Source organism: Roseateles sp. L2-2 (assembly GCF_050613215.1).
Lineage (GTDB): Bacteria > Pseudomonadota > Gammaproteobacteria > Burkholderiales > Burkholderiaceae_C > Roseateles > Roseateles noduli.
In genome coordinates this window covers 1,577,938-1,602,919 of record NZ_CP192509.1, presented here as the reverse complement: position 1 = coordinate 1,602,919, position 24,982 = coordinate 1,577,938, and the positions used below count along the sequence as shown (strand labels likewise).

18 protein-coding genes are annotated in these 24,982 nt (G+C 68.7%); 4 read left to right on the top strand and 14 right to left on the bottom strand.

Going from position 1 to position 24,982, the window contains the following annotated elements:
- Window positions 1–127: 127 nt before the first annotated feature.
- The 10 genes from ACQZ13_RS07335 to ACQZ13_RS07290 form a co-directional block, all read right to left on the bottom strand.
- Window positions 128–1,051: a polysaccharide biosynthesis tyrosine autokinase gene (locus ACQZ13_RS07335; protein WP_431050612.1), complete on the bottom strand. Its 924-nt coding sequence runs from the start codon at window positions 1,049–1,051 to the stop codon at window positions 128–130.
- Window positions 1,051–2,463, bottom strand: coding sequence for a chain length determinant protein EpsF (epsF, locus tag ACQZ13_RS07330; RefSeq protein ID WP_431050610.1), 1,413 nt, complete (start codon window positions 2,461–2,463; stop codon window positions 1,051–1,053). Before epsF ends, ACQZ13_RS07335 begins: the two co-directional genes overlap by 1 nt.
- A gap of 73 nt (window positions 2,464–2,536) precedes the next feature.
- Window positions 2,537–3,406, bottom strand: a complete 870-nt coding sequence (gene epsE / locus ACQZ13_RS07325; RefSeq protein ID WP_088403155.1) for a polysaccharide export protein EpsE — start codon at window positions 3,404–3,406, stop codon at window positions 2,537–2,539.
- Window positions 3,403–4,473 carry an EpsD family peptidyl-prolyl cis-trans isomerase gene (locus ACQZ13_RS07320; RefSeq protein ID WP_431050608.1) on the bottom strand — a complete coding sequence of 357 codons (1,071 nt, stop codon included), beginning with the start codon at window positions 4,471–4,473 and terminating at the stop codon, window positions 3,403–3,405. Before ACQZ13_RS07320 ends, epsE begins: the two co-directional genes overlap by 4 nt.
- Before the next feature lie 555 nt (window positions 4,474–5,028).
- Entirely contained in the window at window positions 5,029–5,292 is a 264-nt protein-coding gene (locus tag ACQZ13_RS07315; protein ID WP_431050606.1) for a hypothetical protein, read from the bottom strand.
- Window positions 5,293–5,441: 149 nt separating this feature from the next.
- Window positions 5,442–7,784, bottom strand: a complete 2,343-nt coding sequence (locus ACQZ13_RS07310; RefSeq protein ID WP_431050604.1) for an RHS repeat domain-containing protein — start codon at window positions 7,782–7,784, stop codon at window positions 5,442–5,444.
- A gap of 3 nt (window positions 7,785–7,787) precedes the next feature.
- Window positions 7,788–10,475: an RHS repeat domain-containing protein gene (locus ACQZ13_RS07305; RefSeq protein ID WP_431050602.1), complete on the bottom strand. Its 2,688-nt coding sequence runs from the start codon at window positions 10,473–10,475 to the stop codon at window positions 7,788–7,790.
- Window positions 10,476–10,829: 354 nt separating this feature from the next.
- Window positions 10,830–12,749, bottom strand: a complete 1,920-nt coding sequence (locus tag ACQZ13_RS07300) for a S8 family peptidase (RefSeq protein WP_431050600.1) — start codon at window positions 12,747–12,749, stop codon at window positions 10,830–10,832.
- Window positions 12,750–12,759: 10 nt separating this feature from the next.
- Window positions 12,760–13,461 carry a PPC domain-containing protein gene (locus ACQZ13_RS07295; protein WP_431050598.1) on the bottom strand — a complete coding sequence of 234 codons (702 nt, stop codon included), beginning with the start codon at window positions 13,459–13,461 and terminating at the stop codon, window positions 12,760–12,762.
- A 277-nt stretch (window positions 13,462–13,738) separates the two neighbouring features.
- Window positions 13,739–14,752: an AraC family transcriptional regulator gene (locus tag ACQZ13_RS07290; protein ID WP_431050596.1), complete on the bottom strand. Its 1,014-nt coding sequence runs from the start codon at window positions 14,750–14,752 to the stop codon at window positions 13,739–13,741.
- Window positions 14,753–14,829: 77 nt separating this feature from the next.
- On the opposite strand from ACQZ13_RS07290, the gene ACQZ13_RS07285 reads away from it, so the two are divergent.
- Both ACQZ13_RS07285 and ACQZ13_RS07280 read left to right on the top strand, forming a co-directional pair.
- Window positions 14,830–16,041: an MFS transporter gene (locus ACQZ13_RS07285; protein ID WP_431050594.1), complete on the top strand. Its 1,212-nt coding sequence runs from the start codon at window positions 14,830–14,832 to the stop codon at window positions 16,039–16,041.
- A 28-nt stretch (window positions 16,042–16,069) separates the two neighbouring features.
- Window positions 16,070–16,297, top strand: coding sequence for a hypothetical protein (locus ACQZ13_RS07280; RefSeq protein WP_431050592.1), 228 nt, complete (start codon window positions 16,070–16,072; stop codon window positions 16,295–16,297).
- 95 nt (window positions 16,298–16,392) lie between these two features.
- On the opposite strand, the gene ACQZ13_RS07275 is transcribed toward ACQZ13_RS07280, so the two are convergent.
- A complete protein-coding gene (locus ACQZ13_RS07275) occupies window positions 16,393–17,361 on the bottom strand; it encodes an AraC family transcriptional regulator (protein WP_431050590.1) in 969 nt (322 codons plus the stop codon).
- A 230-nt stretch (window positions 17,362–17,591) separates the two neighbouring features.
- Between ACQZ13_RS07275 and ACQZ13_RS07270 the strand changes: the two genes are divergently transcribed.
- Complete coding sequence (locus ACQZ13_RS07270) at window positions 17,592–18,128, top strand: carboxymuconolactone decarboxylase family protein (protein ID WP_431050588.1); 537 nt, start codon at window positions 17,592–17,594, stop codon at window positions 18,126–18,128.
- A 174-nt stretch (window positions 18,129–18,302) separates the two neighbouring features.
- On the opposite strand, the gene ACQZ13_RS07265 is transcribed toward ACQZ13_RS07270, so the two are convergent.
- From ACQZ13_RS07265 to ACQZ13_RS07255, 3 genes are all read right to left on the bottom strand, one after another.
- The gene (locus tag ACQZ13_RS07265; protein ID WP_431050586.1) at window positions 18,303–19,859 is read right to left on the bottom strand and encodes a methyl-accepting chemotaxis protein; all 1,557 of its coding nucleotides are present in this window, start codon (window positions 19,857–19,859) and stop codon (window positions 18,303–18,305) included.
- Window positions 19,860–20,011: 152 nt separating this feature from the next.
- Complete coding sequence (locus tag ACQZ13_RS07260) at window positions 20,012–21,934, bottom strand: diguanylate cyclase domain-containing protein (protein ID WP_431050584.1); 1,923 nt, start codon at window positions 21,932–21,934, stop codon at window positions 20,012–20,014.
- Window positions 21,935–22,019: 85 nt separating this feature from the next.
- Window positions 22,020–22,445: a response regulator gene (locus ACQZ13_RS07255; RefSeq protein ID WP_431050582.1), complete on the bottom strand. Its 426-nt coding sequence runs from the start codon at window positions 22,443–22,445 to the stop codon at window positions 22,020–22,022.
- 374 nt (window positions 22,446–22,819) lie between these two features.
- Here ACQZ13_RS07255 and ACQZ13_RS07250 point away from each other — a divergent pair, with 374 nt between their 5' ends.
- A complete protein-coding gene (locus ACQZ13_RS07250) occupies window positions 22,820–24,907 on the top strand; it encodes a CocE/NonD family hydrolase (protein WP_431050580.1) in 2,088 nt (695 codons plus the stop codon).
- The last annotated feature ends 75 nt before the right edge of the window (window positions 24,908–24,982 follow it).

Genomic DNA, 24,982 nt, shown 5'->3' with positions numbered 1-24,982 from the left:
ATCCCTGCTGATGGTTCCGGACATGCGGCGGCAGGGCCTCGCGGCCTTGCCTCATTCTTCGAAGCATCGAACCTGTCGATGTTCGCGGCTCTGTCGGCCGCTGTGATGTCTCGCCCGGTATCCGGTGTCAGTATTGGTTCATGACGGTGCCCACCAGGGTGGTGGAAACGCCGTCCAGGCTGTCGGTGAGATCCTGCAGCGCGCTCACCCGCGACTGGTTCTGGCGCGCCAGCACCAGCGCCGCGCCGCAGCGCGACGCGACGATGGCCGCGTCAGCGCCGTAGCGGCTGGCGGAGGTGTCCACCAGCACGTGGTCGAACTTGCCGGCCAGCTCGCGCATCAGCATGCCGAACGCGGGACGTTCCAGCAACTCCACCGGGTTGGGCGGCACCGCGCCGACCGGCAGGATGAACAGGCTGTTGAGCCCTTCCACCTGCTGGATCACGCGCGGCTCGCTGCGTCCCGACAGGATCGAGGACAGGCCGGCCTGGTTGTTGACGTCGAAGATCTCGTGCTGGCGCGGGCGGCGCAGGTCCGCGTCCACCAGCAGCGTGCGGCCGCCCAGCTGCGCCAGCGTCACCGCCAGGTTGGCGGTGAAGTAGCTCTTGCCGTCCAGCGTGTCGGGGCTGATGACGGCCAGCGCGCGGCGCGAATCGCCCTCGCGGTACAGCCGCATCGTGATCTGGCTGCGGATCGCGCGGAAGACTTCCGCCTGCGACGAGAACGGCTGGTTCAGCGCCACCAGCTCGGGGCTGCGGGCCTTGCGCTCGTTCGGGGTGTACGGGTAGTGGAACTGCTTGGACAGCGCCTCCAGCACGTCCTCGGCGTTCGCGTAGCCCAGCGCCACGGCGGCTTCGCCGAAGCGGATGCCGCGCTCGCGCTGGTACTGCAGCACGCGCTCGACCTGGTCGGCGCTGAGGTTGCGGGTCTCGGCGATGATCGCGCCGATCGAGCGGTCGTGCACGCCGGCGCCGCTGCCGGGGGTTTTGTTGAGAGGTCCGTCCACGGGTTTGCTGTGAGCCAGGGGAATGGGTTCCTTCAGATCCGACATCAGGCGGCTCCTCGACTGGGGCGGGGGTTGTTCCCCAGCAGGCGCCGTTCGGCGGAGGGCAGCTGCGCGCGCTTGCCCGGCGCGGGCAGCACGCCCAGCATCGGCAGCGGCAGCACGGCCATGACGTCGTCGGCGTCGCGCACCTTGCGGTCGCGCAGTTCCAGCAGCAGCGCGATGCCGACCGCCAGCACCAGGCCGACCACGAAGGCCAGCGCGGTGTTCAACGCCACGCGCGGCGACGCGGGCCGCAGCGGCGGGGTCGCCTCGGCGAGCAGGTTCACGTTGCTCTGCGTGGACTGGCTTTCCAGGTTGGTCTGGGTCAGGCGCGTGGTGATGTTCTCGTAGGCGCGCTGGGCGCTCTCGACCTCGCGCATCAGGCCGCCGGCCTCGTCGCGCGCTTCCTTGAGCTTGATCACCTTGGCGCGCTGCGCCTCCATCTGCGCGCGAGTCTCGGCCTCGCGCGCGCTGTTGATGTTGCTGGTCACCGCGACGGAGCCGGTGACGCGGCGGATTTCCGCGTTCAGCTTGGAGCGGGTGTCGGCCACCGAGGCCTTGGCCTCGATCACCTGCGGGTGGTTGTCGCCGTAGCGGGTGCTGAGCTGCTGCAGGTTGGCTTCGGCGCGGCTGACGTCGGCCTTGAGCTGCGAGACCACCGGGTTGGCGAGCACGTCCGGCAGCTGGTCGCCGCCGCGCGAGGCCTGGCCGGAGCGGCTGCGCGACTCGGTCGCGATGGAGGACAGCGCCACCAGCTGCGAGGACAGCTCGTTCAGGCGGGCGTTCTCGACGTCCAGGCGTTCGTCGGTGGCCAGGATGCCGTGCTCGCGCTCATAGGCGGAGAGCTTGCCGCGGGCCTGCTCCAGGCGGTCCAGCGCGGCCTTGGCCTGCTGGTCGAAGTAGCCGGCGTACTGGCGCGCGGGTTCGACGCGCAGGTCCAGCGTCGTGGCGATGTAGGCCTTGACGAAGGCGTTGGCCATCTGCGCGGCGATCTGGGGCGACGGCGAGCGGTAGGTCACCACCAGCACGTTGCTTTCCTTGGAGGGCTTGACCTCCATGGCGGACTGCAGGAAGGCGGCGACCCACTGCTCCATGCTGCCCTCGGCGCCCTGGGCCTGCCACTGCTCGCGCAGCTCGGGCTGCTCGGTCAGGCGCAGGTCGCGCACGACGCGCAGGGCCACGCGGTCGCTGGCGATCACGTCGACCTGCGTGTTCATGTAGGCCGGCGAGGCCATGCCGGGATAGATCAGCGCCGAGACGGGGTCAGGCTTGGCGTCCACGACGACCGAGGCGCTGGCCAGATAGCGCTTGGGCAGCACGAGGCTGACGCCGAGCGCCGTCACGGTGGTCACCAGCACCACCAGCAGCACGAGCTGCCAGCGGGCCAGGATGATCGACAACAATTTGCTGGGCGTCACCATGCACTCCTTCGCCGGGCGCGAGGCCCGGGGTTACTGCGCGAGGACAGGATCGGGAAAAACTCGGAACGGGTCAGAACAGGCTCTCGCGGACGAAGATCACGTCGCCGTCCTTGAGCGACTCGTCCATGGCCGGCTTCACTTCCTGGACCTTGCCGTTGCCGTCCTTGCGATGGATGCGGATGCCGCGCTCGGTGCCGCGCAGCGTCAGACCGCCGCCGGCGGCCAGGCCCTGCAGCACGGTCATGCCGCGCTCCAGGCGGATCTGGCCGGGCTTCTGGACTTCGCCGTAGATGTAGATCATGGGGAAGCGGTCGACCCACAGCACGTCGCCGTTGAGGACCACCACGTCCTGCTCGCGGCCGTTCGGTCCGAACAGCGTGGGCAGGTCGACTTCGATGCGGAAGGGTTTGCCGGCGCGCTGGCCGGTCAGCACCAGCAGGTCGCCGCCGGAGGGCGCCACGCCGCGGGCGTTGGCCAGCAGGTCGGTCAGGCGGGTGTCGGCGACTTCCAGCGGGTAGCGGCCCGGCTGGTTGACCTGGCCCAGCACGCTGGCCTGATTGCCGGTAACCTTCAGCACCAGGATGGTGACCTGCGGCTGCTTGACGAAGTTGCCCTTCTTCAGGCCGTCGGCGATGCGGGCTTCCGCTTCGCTGATCGACAGGCCGCCGATCTTGACGACGCCCAGCAGCGGGAAGCTGATGGTGCCGGCTTCGGACACGCGCGACTCGAGCGTCATGTCCGGGTTCTGGAAGACGCTGATCTTGATGGCGTCGCCCGATCCGAGCCGGTATTCCGCGGCGCCGCCGGTGGACAGGCCGACCGGGGCCGGCGTGGCGGCCGGACGCGTGGCGGTCTGCGCGAGCGCGCTGGTGGACAGTGCCGCGGCCAGCAGGACTGGCGCGGCGATGGCGAGGATGGAGAGGCGACGCAGGAGCTTCATTGGATGCCTTGGCCCTTGGGAGTTGAACTGGAGTCCGCCGGCGCGGCCATGGGGGCGGCGCTGGCGGCGGTGTCGGAGGTCGGCGTGGACGAGGCCGGCGCGGAGGCGGCTTCGGCGAACTTGCCGACGTATTCGATCTTGGCGTTGTCGCGCATCGACTTGATGTCCTTGGCGACCAGCTCCGAGCGGCGCTGGTTCAGGAGGAACATCTCGATGGACGGACGGGCCTGCGCCTCGGTGGCGGGCTGGCGCTGCGAGCCGGCGAGGAACAGCACGGTGAGGCCGTTGGGCTGGCCGTTCATGATGAACTGGCCGTCCTTGAGGCGCGAGATCGCGTCGAGGTTGTTGAGGGGGATCTGCTCGGCGGAGCGCACCACCTGGGAGCCGACGAACTTGAAGTTGTCGGTCTTGAGCGCTTCGAGGAATTCGGGGAGGGTCTTGGCGCCCTGGAGCTTGGCGCGGATCGCTTCGAACTGATCCGGCTTGGCCTCGATGTTGATTTCCTGCAAGTTGTAGATGCGACGCTCGGCAAAAAGTGCCGGCTTGTCGTTGTAGTACTGCCTGATTTCCTGGTCGGTCGGCTTGCTGGCCGTCTCGCCCAGATGGTCAGCATAGGCCCGGGCGATGATCTCGCGCTTGGCGGTTTCGATCTGTTGCACCACGCGCGGATCGCGATCGAGCTTGAGGTCCTGGGCTTTCTGGACGGCCAGTTCCTGGTCGATCAGGCGTTCGAGGATCTGGCGCGAGGCGGCGTCGACCTGTTCGGGTTTGACGTTGGGCTGGCGCTGCAGGACGAAGTTGATCTGGTGGACGGTGATCTCTTCCTTGTTCACCTTGGCCGCGGTCTGCGAGGCCTTGGCGCCGCTGCCGCCGCCGCAGGCGGTGAGCAGCACGGCGGCCAGGACGGCCGTGGTGACGGCGAGGGCCGGAGTGGCCCGTCGCGCTTGAATTCCGTGATCCCGAGTCCTCATCGCAAGCATGGTGTCGACCTTGATGTTGTGTCTGTCCGGCGGCCCCTTTTGGGGTGCTCTACGCGTACGCGAGCGGCGAGTGTAGCCCTGCACCATGACTGAACTTACCCGTTCCGGCGGGCTTGGAAGCCCCCATCCCGGGTTCGCAGGGGTCCATAGCAAGAATGGGTCCTGGGTCCGTGCTCCAGGCGGGCGCAGACCCCATGAACAAGGGGGATGCGCGCTGTAAAGACAGCGTCCGGATGGCATTCCGAAGGCTCATTGCAACGGCTTGAAAAAGCCGTCAGCAGACGAGGCGGAACGAGGACGCCAGGCACGCCGAAGTGAGTCGCGCGAGGTGCTGCTTAGCGAGCTTTGAGTCCGAAAATCAAACGCCTATGCGGGCCCCGTCGTACGACGTCCGCCCCCAATGCGCGCATCGACCCACTCTCAGGTTCGGAAGACTTGATTCCACCTGTTGACCGTCAGGCCATCCCGGCCTGATTGAGCACCCAACACGTTGAACTCTGAGGTAGCCCTCAAGCCAAGGCGGTTGGAGCAATGGGGCACCTTTCGACGAGGTCATTGCCTCATGGAGTCAGGGTGGCCACAACGCGGGAAATGTTTGGAAGGGGCGTCCGTAGCTCGCATTGACGCCTGTTCTCAGCGCAGTCACGGAACAACTGCGTGCCCAATTACCTGGTAATCATTCAGCAGGTACAACGTATCGCCTGGCTCAAGCCTCCCTTGGATTGAAATCTTCAGTCGCTGAAAGCATTCACATCCCGATCCCGACTTGCCATGATCACGGCCCAGCACCAGAGTGGCTTTTCGATCGACGGTGGTCGAGAGAAACGGCGACGGCTTCGCTGCTTCGCACTGAAGGGCGGCAACAGCAGAGACGCTGTACCCATCATTCGACTTCTCGATTTTCATGCGTTGCGTGGATTCTGCCGAACTACACGCCTCGACCTCGGCGACCGTTACTCCGGTTGTCAACGTACTAGCCGTTTGTTCGACGCTGGATCGGGAACATCCCACAACAAGCATCACAACCAATGAAAGGACTAGGGATGACTTCATGCTTAATACCCTGGGGTGAAGTTGGGCTTAGGATAGTTAATAGGTCCCTTTGGACCAAATTCTCTCCACGAGCCTGGCGCGAACACATTTGGCACCCTATTCCAATCAGACTTCGGATCAAGACTGACTGGCGGCATTGGAACGGGGTTGGACATTCCGCCTTCACTGGTCCAAGTTCTATCGTCAGGAGCTCTAACAATTCCTCGACGCAGCTTGGCAAGTTGTTCAGCAATCGAGTTCTCGCCTTCGCCTGTGCGGCAAGCATCAAGCTTCACAGGCTGCTTAGGGCTACAGCCTCGACGCGTCAACTCTTTATTCAGCCTTTTAGCATCCATGTGGTTCACGGAACCCGGTCCTCCATGAGAAATCACGAGGCAAACGTCGGGATCATCTGGCGCATTCAGCGCAGCAGGATAGTTCGGGTCGTCGGGCGGCAGCAAGATTATCTTCTCGAGCCCAGTAGGATCTACAAAAACGACAGGCGCATTGGAGACATATGCATAGGTCGAGAAACTACCGCCACGCAGTCCGATAGGATCGGATTGAGCATACCTCCCCAACGTCGGGTCGTAGTCCCGGAAGTAGTTGTAATACAGCCCTGACTCGCTGTCGAAGAACTGGCCGGGGAAGCGCAGGTTGAAGACCACTTGCGCCAGCCCCGCCGGCGCCTGCTCCGGCGTCGCCGTCCCGAACGGCTCGCTCATCCACCGCCACCGCAGCGCATCCGCCTTGTCGATCAGCACCCGCGGCGCATTCAGGTGGTCCGCGTAGACATACAGGATGCTCGGCTCCGGGCCCGACCCGGTCATCACCGCCACCGGCATGTCGCCCAGCCACACGAACTCGTGCACCGGCGACGTCGCGTTGTACTCGCCGAGCATCTTGCCGTCGAGGTCGTACGCGAAGTACCGCATCCCCTGGCTGTGCTCCTTGTGCACCCGCTGTCCGCCCGCGTCGTAGCGGTAGGTCAGCGTGACGCCGTTCTTGGTCAGCGTCCCCATCCGGTTGTCCAGCCGGTAGGTCGTCGTGTAGGCCTGGCCCGTGTCGGTCAGCGTATTGCCCGCCGCGTCGTAGCCCAGGTTGCGCGACGGGTTGCTCACGCTAGTCAGCCGGTTGCTCGTGGCCGGCGTCGTGTACGTGCGCGCCGCGCCGTTCTGCGTGAAGCTCGTCCGGTTGCCGTTGGCGTCGTAGCCGATCGACCACGAGTTGGCCGGCGTGACGATGCTCGTCAGACGGCCCAGTTCGTCGTAGCCGAAGCTCTGGTTCATCGCCTGCGTTGCCGCCGTGACCTGGCCCGTCGTCGCGTCCAGGTGCGTGTAGCTGACGATGCGGTCAGCCGCGTCGTAGGTGATGTCGCGCACCACCGCGCCGAGTGGATAACGGACCAAGCGACCGTACTGGTCGAAGACGCGCTCCTGCAGCTTCGTCCCGCTGGTCAGGTGCATCTGCCAGCTGCGCACTCCTCCGAAGGGCTCCCACTGGATGTTGCTGATGAGCGGCTGTGCCGCGCTCACCGCATCCTTGGCGACGCTGATGCCCACGAGCTGCCCGTTGCTCCACTGGTAGCTCACCACCCGCTTGGACGGATAGGTGACGCTGGTGATGTGGCCGGCGACGTCGTAGGTGTAGCGCGTGGTGTGCACCGCCGTGCCCACCGTCTGGATCACCGCGGTCACGCGCCCGAAAGCGTCGTAGCCGTACTTGGTGTTGCCCGCCGGACTCGTGGCCGTCGTGAGGCGGCCAACGCCGTTGGTGAACTCACCACCCGTCTGGTCGTAGGTCCAGCCGTAGTTCAGCGCCGTCTGGCCGCTCTGCGTGTAGATCAGCGAGGTCAGGCGGTTGAGATCGTCGTAGGCGTACGTGCCCAGCACGTTGCGGCTGTCCGTGCGCGTGAGCAAATTGCCGTTGGTGTCGAAGGTGCTGTTGGCTGTGCCCGTGTCGGGGCTGACGAGCTGCGTGAGATCGGCCAACCCGTTGCGCTGGTAGGTGGTCACCAGGTTGCGGGGATCCGTGACCTGCTTGAGCTGATCGATGCCGTCGTACCCCAGCTTGGTCACGCCGTTGCGGGCGTCGGTGCTGGTCTTGACCCGGTCCAGCGCGTCGTACGCGTTGGTCGTCGCGAAGCCGAAGCCCGTCACCCCCTTGGCCTTGATGACCTTGGTCGGATTGCCCTTGGCGTCGTACTCGTAGTCGGTCACTGGCGCCGGAGAGACCGGCGGCGGTGGCAACGTGGCCGCATGCGCGATCGACGCGGCCACGCCGGTCATCCCGCTCACTGCGATGAACGCAGCCGCGAACGGCGCGAGTCCGCTACGGCGCTTCGAATCCGTCTTGATGCGGTTCATGGCTTACTCCCTCCCCGTCGTCTGCTGCGCGCGATTGAGCGCGTCGTAGGTGCGGCTCATCGTCCGCTTCAGAAGGCCCTGCGGATCCTTCGTGCGCTCCTGGGTGCGGTTCCCCGAAGCGTCCAGCGTGTAGTCCACGCGGTTGTTCAGGTTGTCCGACACGGCAACAAGTCGACGTGCGTCGTCGTACTCGTAGCTCACGAAGCTGCCGTCCGGCTGATCGACGCGCTGGAGCGGGCCGGTGGGCAAGTACGAATAACTCATCGTCACACCCGCCGTGGTCACGGACTTGAGACGCTGACGTAGGTCGTAGACGAAGGTGGTCAGGACGTTGTTGGCGTCCGTCATTTCCAACACGTTGCCGTAGGCGTCGTACTTCGAATAGCTGGTGATGTGCCCCACGGCGTTCCTGGAGGACTTGAGATCTCCCTTGGCATGTTCCGTGGTCGCGTCAGCGTAGTACTCGTTGGTCACTGTCGTCCGGCCTGTCGAATCCTTTGCCGTCAACACCTGACCCACCGCGTTGTAGGTCCAGCTCGCCGTGCGTGCCGCCACCCCGGACTGCAGCGTCGCCGCGAATCCCAGCGCGCCGGTCTCATCGGTCGTCGCCTGCTCCACGCGCTTGCACAGCACGACGATCGGCTTGCCATCGGGCAGCAACGCGTCGGTCGGCGCGCAGCTCGCCACCGTGCCGCCGTTGAACGGATCCGGCTGGCCGTTGTAGACCAGCGACGTGATCACTCGCGGCTCCGCGGTCTTCACCGCCAGCGACCAATCCGGGTGCCACTGCGTGCTGACCTTGCGCGCACCGGTCGGCACCGCGCCTTGCGCCGCCGCGCAATCCGCCGACGTCGCCAGCCCTTCCACGCGCGAGGTCTCCAGGTTGCGCGTCGTGTCGTAGCTCATGCAGCTGCGGTTGCCGTTGAAATCGTCCAGCCGCGTCACGTTGAGGTTGGCGTCGAGCGCGCGCTGCGAAGTCGCCGCCGGGCTGCCCGCGCCCGCCACCTGCGCCTTGGTGATCCACTTCGCCGTGCCGAACGCACTCGCCGACTCCAGCACCTGCGTCTGACCGTTGGGCTGCAGCAGCGACACGCCCTGCGCCGGCTGCAGCACGTGGTCGCGCCAGACCACGCTCGCCGTCGGGTCGTACCACTCCGACACCTTCATCTCAGGCGGACTGGTCCAGGTCACCGAATACGCATCCAGCCCCAGCGCGCGCTGCGTCGAAATCGCCCGACCCGCCGCGTCGTAGCCATAGGTGCCGGCACGCACGTTGTTCTCGTCGTTGTAGCCGGTCAGCGCCCACGGCAGGTCGCTGCGCTCGTACAGGAACTGCTGCGCAGTGGCGTCCGACCACTCGATGCGTCCGATCTGATCGTTGGCGCCGTACTGCAACACCGTGCGTCCCAGACCCGGATCGACGATCGCGCCCACGCGAGAGTTCTGGTCCGCCCCCACCAGGACGTATTCGAACGACCAGCGACGCCCGAAGTGGTCCGTCAGCGACAGTGGCAGTCCGACGTCCTGCGCCGTCGCCGTGACCGTGGCCACGTCGGTGCGCGTCACCGTCAGGCTGCGTCCGTCCAGCGCGGTGATCTTGAGCAGTTGCCCGCGCGAGTCGTAGTCCTCCAGCGTCATGCGGTCGGCGTCGCGATAGCGATAACCCTGCGGCGTCGCGGTCAGCCGGTCCTGGATCTCCCCGCCGACGGGCGAGATGTCCCCGCCCACGTTCTGGAAGCTGGTCCAGTTGCCGCCGCCGCGCGCAGCGTTGATGAGCACCGCGTTGCCGCTCGACGAGAAATTCAACGATTTGTCCACGCTGGCTGTCCACATCGGCCCGAAGGTCGGTGGATCCCCGCGCAGGTAGCGCGTCGACCCCGCGGCGTAGGGCAGCTTGGTGAAGGTGCTGTAGGTCAGGTTCAAGCCCGTCCACGGCTGCCAGCCCACGGCCAGCGACTGCGACTTCAGCCCCTGCGCAGGAAAGATCGGATTGCCCGCGCAGGCGTCACACGGCTTGGCGATCGTGCGGTCGCGCACCGGCTCGCAGTGATCGCTCTGGGGGACGTAGACCCCGTTGCGACACACGCATTCGCCGGTGGCACCGTCGTAGTCGATGCCGTCCGTGGTGCCTCCCGGCGTGCGGCAGATCTTCTTGATGAACAGGAAGTTGGTGACGCTGACCGTCTCCCCGCCCGGCGCAGTGCAACTCCCACCGTCGGGCGGCAAGGAGGTCGTCTCGAATCTGGACTTGCAGGTCCCCAGGCCATTGTTCAGGTAGGGCTGGACCTCGCAACCGAGGGCAGTCCAGGTGGGCGTCGAATAGCACGCGAACGGATTGCCGCTCAGATATCCCGCGCGGAACGCCAGGGCGCGGGCCAGCGTGTCATCAGGCGTTCCCGCGCCTGTTCCGTACACGCGGATCTTGTAGCTGCAGAAGCCGTCCGAGGTGAAGTCGCCGTTCGACGGACATCCTCCGTCCGGACCGACCGCGTAGTAGAACGTCATTGACGCGTCCTCCCATTTGACGCTCGGCAGCTTGTTGTACTGCGCCATCGCCGGCTGGGCCGCGATCAGCAGCGCGCCCAGGCACAGCAGCGCTGATGCGAGGCGCCAGCCGCGGCCACCCCAGGACGAGATGAACAGGCCCGGCAAGCCGAAGAACGTGCGGAGCGCACCACGTAAGAGACTCATGTTTTCCTTCCCGATACAGGACCGACAACGGCACCTGGTGGGGAAGACATGACATGCGGCAGCCTCCGGCACGATGACCCCATCGCACCGACCTCGCCGTCGTCACGCGTCTTTGCGCGTGGACGACGTCCTCCCCGTGAATGAACGCGCGGATTCTGCCGCGAAGGCCTGCTTCAGACACTCCCCCCCGATGGAGGAATTCCAGTCACCGAACGGTCATCGGGGTCAGGACTTGCGCTCCGTGGCTCACCGCGTCGCAGCGTGTCGCACCGACCAAAGGAAAAGGCCGCCGACCTTTCGGACGGCGGCCTGTCGAGCCTGTCGCGTCCCGGATCAACCGGGACCGGCGTGGACTCAGGGCAGCTTGTTCAGCGCGTTCACCGCGTCGATCAGGCCGAAGCCGTCATACAGGCTCCAGCCCTTCACCGCGGAGCCGCCGGAGAACGGGATCACCCGCGCCGCCGGCGTGCCTTGCAGGATGCTCTTGATCTGCTTCGGGGTCAGCGAGCCGGGGCCGCCGGCCTTCTGCAGCATCAGCGCCGCGACGCCTGCCGCGTGCGGAGCCGCCGCGCTCGTGCCGAAGAAGTTGTTGAAGCCGTCGCCTTCGTAATCCGAGTTCGGGAAGAAGAAGGTCGTGTTGCCGCCGTCCGGCGCGGCGAAGTCAGGCTTCTTGCGCGTCTCGGGCACGGCCAGGCGGTTGCCCGCGGCGTCGAACGCGATCGTCACCGGGCCCGGGCTGCTGAAGCTCTCGAACGCGGGGATGAACGGGCTCTGCTGCGTCGCCGGGAACGAGTAGCGGTAGGCCGCCACGCTGTTGGCGCCCGCCGCCGCGCTGTGGCCGAAGGTCGTCGGGCCGCTGCGCACCTGGAACGGCGCGCCGCCCCAGCCTTCCAGGCTGACCAGGCGCACGCGCGAGGCCAGCTTGGTGCCGGCGCTCGTGCGGCCGACCATGATGCGGTAGGTGCCGCTGGCGCCGCCCGACAGGCCCACGATCTCTTCGCCGAAGTCCGCCGCGATGTTGTTGGTCGCGAAGGTGAACACGCAGTTGCCCGCGGCGTTGATCAGGTAGAAGTTCAGGTCGGTCGTGACCTTGCCCTGGTAGAACAGGTCGTCCCACTGCAGCAGCAGCGTGGAGCCCGCGCCGCTGTAGGTCACCGGCAGCGCGTAGGTGCCGCCGCCGAAGTCCAGGAAGCCGCCGGCCACGTTGGCCTTGGTGCTGCCCGACGACGGCGAGCTGGTGCAGGTGTTCAGCGACGCCAGGTTGACGTTGCCCAGGTTGGTGGGCGTGGTCGAGAAGGTCGCCACCGGCACGTCGATCGCGCCGCCGCCGCCCGCCGAACCCTGGTTGCCCGCCGACGAGAAGTACGAGACCGGACGGCCCGCCAGCGTCGTGCTGTTCACGACGTCGTTGACCGCCTGCGCGACCTGGCCGTCGGAGAAGAAGGGCTCGTCGTAGTAGAAGACGTCGTCGACGATCACGTCGGCGCGGCAGGCCGCTTCCGTGCGCAGCCGGCGGATGTTGTCGGCGAACGCCGCCTCGCCCGCGAACGCCGTGGCGAAGCACTGGTCCGCGCCCGGGGCCACGTCCTGCACGATCTGCATCATCGCACGGCCTTCGTCGGTGTTGCTCGGATCGGCGCCGATGTCCAGCACCCACTTCGGCGGACGCAGGTCGCCGGAGGCGATGTCGTTGGCCGCGCGCACCGTCGTGAAGCTCAGCGGCGATCCGTCGTAGGAGTCCGACAGCACGCCCACCGTGATGCCCGCGCCGGTCCAGCCCGAGGCGTTGGCGACGTTGCTGCGCAGCACCGTCGTGCCCTGCGAGGTCGTCACGCCGACGTTCTTGTGCGGACGGCGCGTCAGCTTGGCCAGGTGCAGGCCGGTCGTGCCCGACAGCGCGGCCAGCTCGGACGTCGGCACGTAGGCCGAGATCGCGCCGTTGTTGAACGCGCGGTTCACGCCGGTCACCTGCGCGCCGGAGGCTTCGAGCTGCGCCTTGAAGGCGTCGATCGAGGTGCCGGCTTCGAGGTAGATGTCGACCAGCACGCGGCCCTGCGAGTCGGACAGCGACTTGACGTAGGGCTTGATCTCATCGGTCTCGACGGCCAGCGAGCGCAGCTGGCGGCGCGACTGCTGGTCGACCAGATCCGACAGCGCGCCGTCGAGCTTGGCATGCTGCGCGTAGGCGCCGCCGCAGGCGGCCAGGGCCAGCAGCGCGGTCAGGACGCGCAGGCGAGGAGCGGTACGGGATTGGGTGCGGATGGAAGTCGTCATGGGCGGCTCCTCAGGCTTGAACGGGGGTGACGGGCTTGCGACGGCGGATCAGGCCGGCCGCGCCGAGGGCGGCGCCGGCCAGCAGCAGGCTGCCGGGTTCGGGCACGTCGGAGGCGGCCGAGGCGCTCGCGCCCACCAGCTGGATCTCGTAATCGCCGAACTCGCTGGTCACGCTGCTCCAGCCGGTCAGCGCGCCGGAGCCGCCGATCGCCGCGACGTTGCCGCCCTGGCCCAGCAGCGACGGGAAGATCGCCGAACCGCCGCTCACCGGCGTGTAGCCCGCGCCGGTGATGGCCAGGTAGTACAGGCCGCTCACGGTCGGGATGTAGTTGCTCAGCGTCGACTGCGAGCCGCCCGCCACGCCGTCGTCGTCGTTGCCGATCAGGCCCTTGCCCGCGGCGTCGAACAGGTACAGCACCGTGTCGAAGAAGTTGTAGTCGATGCCCGACGCGGTGGTCGTGGCGGAGAACGCCGTGCCCGCGGTCAGGTAGATCGCGAACAGGTCCGCGTCGCCGTCCAGCGTGCCCTGGATCGCATCGATCGGGCCGCTGCCCAGGAAGGTCTTGGCGGTGATGAGGCTCTCGCCGGCATCGCTCCCGCCTTCGCCGAAGACTGCGGCGGCCTGCGCGGACGTCGCCGCGCCCAGGGCCAGGGCTGCGATCGGCAGCCAGGTGTTCTTGAGGCTCTTGAAGCTCTTGATTCGCGTGAACATCGGACGTTCCCCTGAAAGGTTGGACACCCCGCGCGGCACAACCACGCTCGGTGCGGTGCTGAACAGAGGGAACGATGCACAACTTGTGCCAAGTGTCACGATATTTCGAGGTACGTCGCAGGAAACACCGATGGCATCGGCACTTGCGGGCGTCGCGTCCCCGACACCACTGTCCATGGGGACACCCCGAGATGCGGGGGTGTAAAGCCCGCCGACTCCGGGTTAGCCCGGGTCGTACGACCTCTACCCCTTTCGCGCTGCCCGCTTCGTCGCGACGTCAGCCGGGGGCGCGCGCGGCCGAGCGCCTCAGCGCGCCGGGCGGCTGGCCCACGATGCGCTTGAACGCGCGGCTGAACGAGGCCTCGGAGTCGTAGCCGAGCCGGTCCGCCGCGACGGCCACCCGCATGCCCTCGTGCGCGATCCAGCGCCGGGCCTGGAACATCTTGACCTTGGCCACGTACTTGGCCGGACTCTCGCCGACGGTCTTGGTGAACGCCTCGGCGAAGCGCGAGCGCGACGCGCCCATCAGCCCGGCCAGCTCGGGCACGCTCCAGTCGCGTTCAGGCTCGTTGTGGATGGCGGCGATGACCTTGCCGATGCCGGGGCACTGCACGGCCGCGATCCAGCCGCTGGCGTCGTTGCAGGCGCATTCCACCCACGCGCGGATGATGCTGGCCGCCAGCACGTCGGCCAGCCGCGCCAGGATGCCGCAGGCGCCGATGCGGTCCAGCGCCACCTCCCGCTCCATCGCCTCCAGCAGCGTCGGCACCGTCGGGTCGCGTCGCCCCAGGTCGTCGGCCCGCATCGCGTCCGGCATCATCGCCAGCAGCGGATGCAACGGATCCAGGTTGAAGCGCATCGCGCCGCAGAACATGACGTCCGGTGCATCCTCCGCGACCACGCCGGCGCCCGCGGCGGCCTCCGCGCCGACCAGGTAGATGTCCTCCGCGACGGCGCGGCGCGAGATCGAATCGATCTCCACCGCCGGCAGGTCCGGCGCGCTCGCCAGCACGTGCGCGCTGCCGCGCGGCAGGAGCACGGCGTCTCCGGGGTTCAGCTGCACCCAGTCACTGCCCGGCGTCTTCAGCCAGCAGCTGCCGCGCGCGACGAAGTGGAAGCGCGCTTCCTTGCGCGCCGGAAAGGCGATCGCCCAGGGCGCGCGCATCAGGCAGCGGCCGTACTCCACGCCCTCCAGCCGCAGCCCCAGCAGGATCTGCGTCAGCAGATCGGCAGGCTTCAGCGGCGTCGGCGGGAGCGGCTCCATCGGAGCGCTGGAGGAATCGTCATGCATTTCGGCTCTTCCGGCATGGAAACGCCTGAATACTACCCATAAGCTGATAGCCATACCCACTGTCCCTCTTCCTCGCCGTGTCTCCCTCCCGTACCGACTCTCTCGCCGCCCCCCTCGCCGCCCCTGCCGCCGCGGAGGAACCCGCCCACTGGGCGGCGATCGCCTCGCTGACCGTCGGCGTCTTCGGACTGGTGACGGCGGAGTTCCTCCCCGCCAGCCTGCTCACCGCGATGGCCGCCGACCTGAACATCAGCGCCGGCGCCGCCGGGCAGACCGTCACGGCGACCGCGCTGGTCGGCGCGGTCGCAGCGCCGTCGATCCCGCTGCTGACCAAACGCTTCGATCGTCGCCTCGTCCTGATCGCGCTCACGCTGCTGCTGGTGCTCTCCAACGTCATGGCCGTCACCGCCTCCAGCCTGGGCGTGCTGCTGGCGGCACGCGTGATCCTGGGCGTCGCGCTCGGCGGCTTCTGGTCCATGGCCGCCGCGCTGGCCATGCGGCTCGTCCCCATGCACCTCTTCGCACGCGCCATGTCCGTCATCCTGGCCGGCGTCTCCGTCGCCACCGTCTGCGCCGCGCCCATCGGCGCCTGGATGGGCGACATGTGGGGCTGGCGCAGCGCCTTCGTCGCCGCGGGCGTGCTCAGCCTCGTCACGCTGGCGGCGCAACTCCTGACCCTGCCCAAGCTGCCCCCGAAGGACAACCCCAACCTGCGCGTCCTCGGCGAACTGCTCACCCGGCCCGGCGTGCGCGTCGCGCTGCTGGCGGTGCTGCTCGTCATCTCCGGCCACTTCGCCGGCTTCACCTACATCCGGCCGCTGATGGAGAACATCACCCACCTGCCGGTCTCGATGATCTCCGCGGTCCTGCTCGGCTACGGCATCGGCGGCTTCTTCGGCAACCTCGTCGGCGGCTTCCTGGCCGAGCGCAGCGAGCGGCGCGCCATCGTCGCCGGCGGCTCGCTGATCGTCCTCCTGGCGGCGGCGCTGCTCCTGGCGGGCAGCTCGGTCTGGGTCACCGCGGTCGCGGTCGTGCTGTGGGGCTTCGCCTTCGGCGCCTTCCCGGTCGGCTTCCAGACCTGGATCGTGCGCGCCGCGCCGGACCAGGCGGAAGGCGCGGGCGGCCTGCTCGTCGCCGCCTTCCAGATCGCCATCGCCAGCGGCGCCATCGGCGGCGGCATGCTCGTCGACCACATCGGCGCGCTCGGCGGCCCCACCTTCGCCGCCGCGGCCATCACCCTGGGCACGCTGCTCACGCTGCGCCACGGACCGCGCGTCGCGAAGGCCTGATCCTCGACCCGCCACTGGAAGGATACCCATGAGCTCGCTCGTCAGCCGTCGCATCGTCCTCGCCAGACGCCCTGCCGGGCGGCCGGTCCCGGAGGACTTCCGGCTCGAATCGGCGCCCGCGCCCTCGCCCGCCGAGGGTCAGGTGCTGCTCCGCACGCTGTTCCTGTTGCTCGATCCGTACATGCGCAACCTGACGTGGGCAAGGCAGTCGTGGCAGTCGCTGCGCCGTGACCGGTGTCAGGCCCGCAGTGGATGACTGCGGGTGGGGCCGGAATGGGGCTTGGGGTTCGCGGACGCGAGGCCCCATGCCCCGTGGAGAGCCCGCGCTTGGCCGAGCGCAGTTGGGCGGTCTCACCCCAGGCGCTTCCGTGCGGGGAGCACCACGTTGTCCGGGGGTGATTGAAGCGCTTCCGCCCCGTCACGCCACGCTGCGGGCGTCACGCCGATCTCGCGTTTGAACGCGCGCTGGAATGCCGCCTCCGATGCGTATCCGACGGCTTCGCCGATGGCGGCGGGGGATTCTCGACCGGCGCGCAGGCGACGGGCGGCTTCTGTCATCCGGACCTGGTTGAGGAACTCTGCCGGCGAGACGCCCGCTGCGGCCTGGAAGCTGCGAATCAATGAGGAGCGTGACAGCGCCGCGTGTTCGGCCATGCTGTCGAGGGTCCAGTCGTGGGCGAGGTCACCGAGGATGTCGACGACCAGCGCCGCCAATCGCGGATGGGCGCCGAGCGCCAGGACGCCGGGGGCGTCGACGGTGGTCGGGAGGTCGCCGCCCATCGCCGCGCGCAGTGCGACGGCGAACAGCGCGCCGGAGAGGTGGCGGAGCAAGGCGGCCCCGCCCTCGCCGGGCGCGTCGGCCTCTTCGCGCATCAGGGCCAGCAGCCGTGTCAGGCGCGAGCCGGGCCCGGGCGAGCGCACCACCATCGCCGGCGGCAGCAGCGCGCGGATCAACTTCGACGACGCGGCCGGGACGATGAATCGACCGCACAGCAGCGTGCCTTCGCCCGGGCGCTGGAGGCTGGCCGGATCGCGATCGCGCAGCAGGTGCGCGCCGCCGGCGGGCAGCATCAGCACGTCGCCGGCGTGCATGGCCGCCTGGCTCAGGCCGTCGGCGTCGACGACGGCTTCGCCGTCGAGCAGCACGTGGAAGGGGATGTGATGGCCGGCGTCCTCGGCCTCGGTGACCTTCGCGGCCTGGTCCAGCGACCATCCCGCGCCCAGGTCGCAGCGGATGTCGAGGCGGCCGTCGACATCGACCAATGCCAGCAGCCGGTCCAGCCAGCCGGCGCCGTCCTTGGCATCCTTGGCTGCATTCACGCCGTTCGCTTCCTTCGCGCCGCTCCCATCCGCCATCGCCTCTTCCCCCCTCATGGACCGTCGACACGGCCAGTCTGAAACGAACGGGCATTAGACAGGCTCGGACGAGCATGGGCGCCGGCACTCCCGATTTCTACAGTGGAGTCACTGCAGCGATGCAGCGCCGCCACCCCGGAGAAAGCCTCGAAAGAGCCGGGAGCGACGGCCCTCCAACTTCGAAAGGAAATGTCATGTCCCGCCTCACCGCTCCCGCCATCGCCGACGCCCCCGCCGCCGCCCAACCGCTGTTCGAAGCCATCCGCAAGGGCGCGGGCAAGGTGCCCAACGCCTACGCCCTGATCGGCGCGCTCAGCCCCGCCGCGTTGAAGATCGCGATGGAAGGCGACGCCGCCCTGGCGCGCGGCACGCTGTCCAAGGTCGAGATCGAAGCCATCCGCGTTGCGGTCAGCGCGCAGAACGGTTGCGACTACTGCGTGGCCGCGCATTCGGCGATCGGCAAGATGGTCGGGTTGAAGGCCGACGAACTGCGCCAGCTGCGCGGCGGCGACAGCGTCGAGGATGCGAAGCGCCAGGCGCTGGTGGACTTCGCGAGGCACGTGACGTCGACGACCGGCACGGTCGCGGCGGAGCGAGTGCAGGCGGTGCTCGACGCAGGGTGGACTTCGGCCCAGGTCGTCGAGTCGCTGTTGACGATCTCGCTGATCGGGTTCACCAACCTCGTGAACCGCGTCAACGACACGGACGTCGACTTCCCGGTTCCGGTCTGAGCACTGCGACGGCCGCTGGCCCTCACCCCTGCCCTCTCCCGCGATGCGGGAGAGGGAGTCCGACCGGCTTCACTCGCAGCGCTTGCTCCTCTTGCTCCCTCTCCCGCACCGCGGGAGAGGGCGGGGGGTGAGGGCCAGCGGACGTGGCAGTCAACGACAGCGTGACTGTCCGATTCAACCGAGCCGGAATCTCGCCACCGACGCGACAAGGGCCTGCGCCTGCTGGCGCAGGCTTTCCGCGGCGGCGGCGGACTCCTCGACCAGTGCGGCGTTCTGCTGCGTCACCTGGTCCATCTGGTTGACCGCCTCGCCCACCTGGTTCACGCCCTGCGACTGCTCCCGCGTCGCACTGCTGATCTCGCCGACCACGTCGGTCACGCGGCCGATCGCCGCGACGATCTCCGCCATCGTGGCACCGGCCTGCTCGACCTGCCCCGAGCCCTGCTCCACGCGCGCCACGCTCGCCGCGATCAGCTGCTTGATCTCCCGCGCCGCCTCGGCACTGCGTCCCGCCAGCGCGCGGACCTCCGACGCCACCACCGCGAAACCCTTGCCGTTCTCGCCCGCGCGCGCCGCCTCGACCGCCGCGTTCAGCGCCAGGATGTTGGTCTGGAACGCGATCCCGTCGATGGTCCCGATGATGTCGGCGATGCGCCGGCTGCTCTCGTCGATGCCGCGCATCGTCTCCACGAACTGCGTCACCACCGCGCCGCCGCGCTGCGCCACCTCGCTGGCGGAGCGCGCCAGCCGGTCCGCCTGCTGCGCGTTCTCCGAGGTCTGCAACACCGTCTCGCCGAGCTCGGTCATCGTCGCCGCGGTCTGCTCCAGCGCGCTGGCCTGTTCCTCCGTGCGCTGGCTCAGGTCGTGGTTGCCGATCGCGATCTGCCCGCTGGCGCTGGCCACCGACTCGCTGCCCTCGCGCACGCCGCCGACCACCTGCCGCAGGCTGATCTGCATCGCCTTGAGCGCCGCGATCAGGCTGCGGTCGTCCCCGGGACGCACGCGGATCTCGCCGCTCAGATCGCCTTCCGCCACCTGCCGCACCAGGCGGGCCGCCTCGGCCGGATCGCCGCCCAGTTGACGCCGCACGTGCCCGAGCAGCAGCAGGGCCAGCCCGACGGCCACCCCCACCGACACCACCGTCAGCGACAGGCTCCAGCCGTGCCCGGCGGCGTAGCTCTTCTGCGCGTTCTGGCGCGACTGGTCGCTGCCGGCCGCGTTGTAGTCGGCGGTGTGCTCGATCGCCTTGACCCACGCGTTGAAGCTGCTGCGGGAATCCGCCCGGAAGAAGGCGCGCGCCTCCGCGTCGGAGCCGTCGTTGCGCGACAGGTGCAGCAGCTTCTCCTGCGCGGCGAAGTAGGCGTCGCGCGCGGCGACCACCGCCGCGTAGAGCCGGCGTTCCTCGTCGCTGGTGATGTAGGGCTGGTAGGCCTTCTCCGCGGCCGCCAGCTCCTGGCGGGCGTGCGCGATGTTGCGCTCGATCTGCGCCCGCTCCTGCGGGTCTTCGGACAGCAGGTGGTCCGGCTCCATGCGCCGGATCTGGTTGGCCTTCACGCGGATGGCCGCCATGCTCTGGATGCTGGGCAGCCAGTCCTCGGCGATCTCGGTGGTGCTGTCGTGCACGCGGTTCAACTGCAGCAGACCCATGCCGCCGACCAGCGCGCACAGTGCCACCAGCGCCATGAAGGACACGGTCAACTGCGTGGACAAACGCCAACTTGCGAAGTTCATCTCGGCTCCCCCTTTTGTCGACAGGAGTCGCCATGATCGCGCTTGAAGGCCGAGCTTTCCAGCGGGGCGTGCCCCTTGTTCGCCCGTCCCCGCCGCACGCCCCGTCTGTTTTCTGCCCCTCTCCCGCGGTGCGGGAGAGGGCGCAAAACGGATCAGGCCGCCACGGCCCACTCCGAGTGCACATGCCCGGCGATCTGGATCTGGCCCTTGCCGGTGCGCTTGACCGCATACATCGCCTCGTCGGCAGCGTGCAGCAGCTCGCGGCAGGCGTCGCCGCCGCCGCCGATCACCGCGCCGATGCTGGCGCCGACCGACACCTTCTCCCCGCTGTCCAGCGTGATGCGACGCTGGATCGAGAACAGGCAGCGCTGCAGCGTCTGCTCGACGTCCTCGGGCCGGGTCGCGCCCGACAGCAGGATCGCGAATTCGTCGCCGCCCAGGCGCGCGACGACATCGTTGCTGCGCACCAGGGCCTGCAGGCGCTGCGCGACCTCGGTCAACACCTCGTCGCCGGCCTCGTGGCCGTGCTGGTCGTTGATCGCCTTGAAACCGTCCAGGTCCAGGTAGCAGACCGCGAAGCCGCGGCCGTTGCGGCGCGCGCCGTTGATGGCGTCGCCCACCTTCTCCTCGAACAGTCTCCGGTTCGGCAGGCCCGTCAGCACGTCGCGCAGCGCCAGGTGCTGCGCCTGCTCCTCGCTGCGCTTGAGGCTGTCGATGTCGACCAGCATCCACATCGATTCGCTTTCCGACAGCACCGTGCCGTGCAGGTCGACCCAGAACTCCGCCCCGTCCAGGCGGCGCATGCGCAGCTGGGTGTGGAAGCGGCCGCCGGAGCGCATCGTCGCCAGACTGGCCTCGCGGATGCGGGCGTGTTCCTGCGGGCTGAGGAACAAGGTCTGCGCCGGCAGGCCCACCACGCCGCCGGGCAGGTAGCCGAACATGCGCTCCATCGCCGGATTGCCCCACAGCGCGTGGCTGTCGCGGATGCGGACCATGCCGATCAGGTCGTTGCGCAGCATCGCGTCCTGCTCGCGCGCGAGCTGCTGCAGCGCATCCTTGGCGCGGCGCTCGCGGCGGTGGATGCGGTAGATCAGGGCCGAAGCAGCCGCCACGGCCAGCGCCACCAGCGTGGCCAGCAGCGTCTGCTGCACGACCTGGCCGCGCCAGCCCGCGAGGAAGTAGTTGCTGCTCATGCCGGTGAACAGCGTCATCGGATAGCCCGGCACCTTGCGGTAGGCGGTGACGCGCTCGACGCGGTCCAGCGCCGTCGGCGTGATGTAGACGCCGCGCTCGCGGTTCTGCGCCAGCGACCGCAGGGCCTGCTCCGACAGCGACTTCGTCCCGAATCCCTTGGTGGAGCTGGGCTCGCTGGCGGAGTAGCGCGCCACGAGGTTCATGCCGTCCGAACGCAGCGACACCGCGCCCGAGGGGCCCAGCGCCACGCCGCTGAAGCGGTCGACGAAGTGCTGCGCGGTGACCACGGCGTAGACGATGCCGTCGAAGTTGCCGTCGTGATCGATCAGCCGGCGGGCCAGGATGATGCACCAGTGGTTCTGCGCGCGGCTGTTCAGCGGCTCGGAGATGACCATCGCGTCGGTGTTGCGGGCCTGCGCGAAGTAGGTGCGGTCGCCGACGTTGAAGGGTCGCTCGCCGGGCATCAGGCCGGTGGTCACGGTGCCGTGGACGTCGGTCACCCGCAGCGCGGCGACCTGCGGCAGCAGGCCGCGCTGTTCTTCGATCAGCCGGGCGACCATGTCCATCTGGTCGGCGGACGCGCGGCCGCTGCGGTAGCGCAACGCGATCGTGGCCAGCGCGTTGTCGGTGTTGCGCAGCTCGGCGCCGACCTCGACGGCGATGTTCTGCGCCAGGTTCTCCACCACGTCGCGGGCGCGGTCCGTCTCGGTCTGGCGGTGGTTCCACAGGCTGAGCGCGGTCATCACGGCCAGGGCCACGATCACCAGCAGGTTGCCGACCGTCAGCCAGGAGGCCATGGGACCGCGCGGCACCCAGGACATGGTCGGCAGCCGAAAACGCAGCTGGCTCGGCAGCCGGGGCAGTGTCATCAAGTGCTTCATGGTCGGGTCCTCCCAGGACGGTGGATGCGGTCAGGCCGGTCTGTGCGTCTGTGCGTCTATCGGCGCCGGCTTGCGGATCGGGAACTCAGCCGTTGGCGACGGCGCGGGGGCCGGCGTCCATCGGGGCATTCAGCGGGACGTTGGCGGCTCCCCGCTGGCACAGCTCGTGCAGGTCGGTGAGCAGCTGCTCGAAATCGAAGGCCTTGTCGTAGAAGCCGTCCGCGCCGCTGCGGCGGCACGGCGCGGCGTGGGTGCTGGCGTCTTCCGCGCTGAGCACGAAGACCCGGCCGGCGTAGTCCTGGTCGCGCAGGCGGGACAGCACCGACAGGCCGGTGCCCTGCGCCAGGTTGAGGTCGAGCAGCACGACGTCGGGCGTGGTGGCCAGCACGGCGTCGACGGCCTCGTCCTCGCCGGAAGCCTGCGCGACGACGGTGATGCCGCCGAGTCTCTGGGCGCGACGGACCAGGAGTTGGCGGACGGGAACGTTGTCTTCAATGACGGCGATGTTCATGGCTGTCATCGTCGTCGCCGGGGGCCGTCGCCGCCAGCAAGCGGCGCCCACTCGCGATGAGCGTCGCCTCCCGCAGCTGCTGTAGGGACTTGACCTACAGCGGCGTCCGACCCGCGGAACCCGACATCGCCGGCTCGTCCGGGCGTGACTTCCTGCGCGCTCCCTGGGGGCCAGGTCTGCATCGTGCGGGACCTTCCCATGATCCGGAATCGGACGGCGTCCGCGCGCGGCGGGGACGGGCGACGGCAAGCTGCGTACCCATCGGGCTCCTGATTTCCCCCGTGCCGGGCGCGCCGCAGCCCGGCATAGTCGCCCCCTCATGCCCCACAGAGTCGCTCAGCGACCACCCGACCCTCGGGACCTGGAGACAAGACATGACCCTGAGCCTTCCGATGCGCCGCGGCACCGTCCGCCCCTGGCGCGAACGCGGCCGCGCGCGCTGCCGTGAGCTGGTCGTCGCGCTGGCCGCCGGCACGGCGCTCGGCGCCTTCGCGCAGACGACGACCTTGGGCACCCGCGGCACGCTCGCGGCGCCCAACCCCGCCGTCACTGCCAACGCGGGCGCCACCTGGTCGTCCTCGGCCTACACGCGCGGCCCGGACCATCCTCGCGCGGTCACCTTGCCGCTGCAGTTCATCCGGCTGTCGTCGGGCAAGCAGCTGGCGGTGCTGGTGTCGATGCCAGCGGACTTCCTCGGATTCCCCAAGTCGGGACGTTTTCCCGTGGTACTGACGCAGACGGCCTACCGCATCGACGTCGGCCAGTTCCTCGGCGTGTTCACGCCGGCCGGCGGCAACACGCTGCTGATCGGCGGGCTGGACCAGTACATGGTGCGCCGCGGCTACGTGACGGTCGCCATCGACGCCCATGGCACCGGCATGAGCGGCGGCGTCACTCAACTCATCGGCCCCGACGAGCAGCAGGCCTACCGCGAGGCCGTCGACTGGGTGACGCGGCAATCCTTCTTCAACGGCAGCATCGGCGTGGCGGGGACCTCCTACCTCGGCATCAGCTCGCTGCTGACGGCGGGGCAGCAGCATCCGGCGATCAAGGCGGCGTTCGCGACGGTGCCGATGGGCGACGCGTACCGCGGCGTCGCGGCCACGGGCGGGCTGTTCAACGCGCAGTTCCTCAGCACCTGGCTGCCGCTGACGCAGTCGCTGAGCGTGGCCAACGCGCCCGAGCTGCTGCTCAACCCCTGGTACGCGAGCCAGATCAACGCCGCCACCGGCGACCACGTCGCGGCGATCGACAGCTGGTACGCACCGACCTTCGACGGCTTCGTCGGCAATGCGAGCGGCATCGCGACCGACGACGGCACGTTCTGGGCGGGACGCTCGCCGGTGGAAAGCGCCGGGAAGATCCGCGTGCCGACCTTCATCGTCGGCGCGTCGCTGGACATCTTCCAGCGCGACCAGCCGCTGCTGTACGAGCAGCTCAAGCGCAACACGACGGCCAAGCTCGCGATCCTGCCGGGCTCGCACCTGCAGTCGGTGCAGGGCGGCATCGCCGGCTTCGACGGCGCACCCTCGTACGGACCGCCGAGCACGACCTCGCTGCTGCTGCAGTGGTTCGACCAGTACCTGAAGGGCCGCCCCGCGGGCGCCGACACGCTGCCGACGGTGACGCAGTTCGTCGACGGCTACGGCAGCGGCGGCACGCCGCGCTTCGCGACGGCGAGCGACTGGCCGCATCCGAAGATGGCGCCGCAGCGCTGGTACCTGCAGCCGGACGGCAGCCTCACGTCACGCATCCCGGCCGCCGAGGCCGGCAGGACGATCTCGGAGCCGCCCGCGCCGACGGCCACGCGCGGCACGGTGCTGGGAACGATCTTCACCGCGAGCGTGCAGGTCCGCGATCACAGCGACTGCTCGGCAAGCCAGGTGCAATGGACGCTGGGGCTGGCGGGGCTGCTGCCCAAGCCGTGCTACTCGGACAGCGCGCGCGTCGAATCGCTGCAGGGCGCGGCGGTCTACGAGACTGCGCCCCTGGCGCAGGACCTCTACCTGAACGGACCGATCCAGGCGGACCTGTGGATCTCGGCCTCTCGCCCGCAGGCGGCGCTATCGGTGCGCATCGACGACGTGGATCCGTCCACCGGCGCGGTGAAGCCGCTGACGCACGGCCTGATGTCCGCGGCGCACCGCGCGGTGGACACCAGCCGGTCCCGCTTCGTCAACGGCACGATGATCCAGCCGTGGCATCCGTTCACGGCGGGCGCGGCGCTGCCGGTGACGGCCAACGAGCCGATGCTGGTGCCGGTGGAGGTCTTCCCGGTCGCGGCGCTGGTCCGCGCGGGGCACCGGCTGCGCATCGCCGTCAGCGCGAGCAACCAGGCGCAGGGCATCTGGCCGACGCCGCTGCAGCAGCAGGCCAACGGCAACGTGACGACGATCCACGCCGGACCGCTGCGGCCGTCGAGCCTCGTTCTTCCGGTGGTGCCGGCGGGGGAGCTCAACTGAACTGAGTCCTCCGAAGTTCGTGTTGTCGTGAGACAAGCGGGTCAGGCAACGCCTGACCCCGCGAACACCCATCCC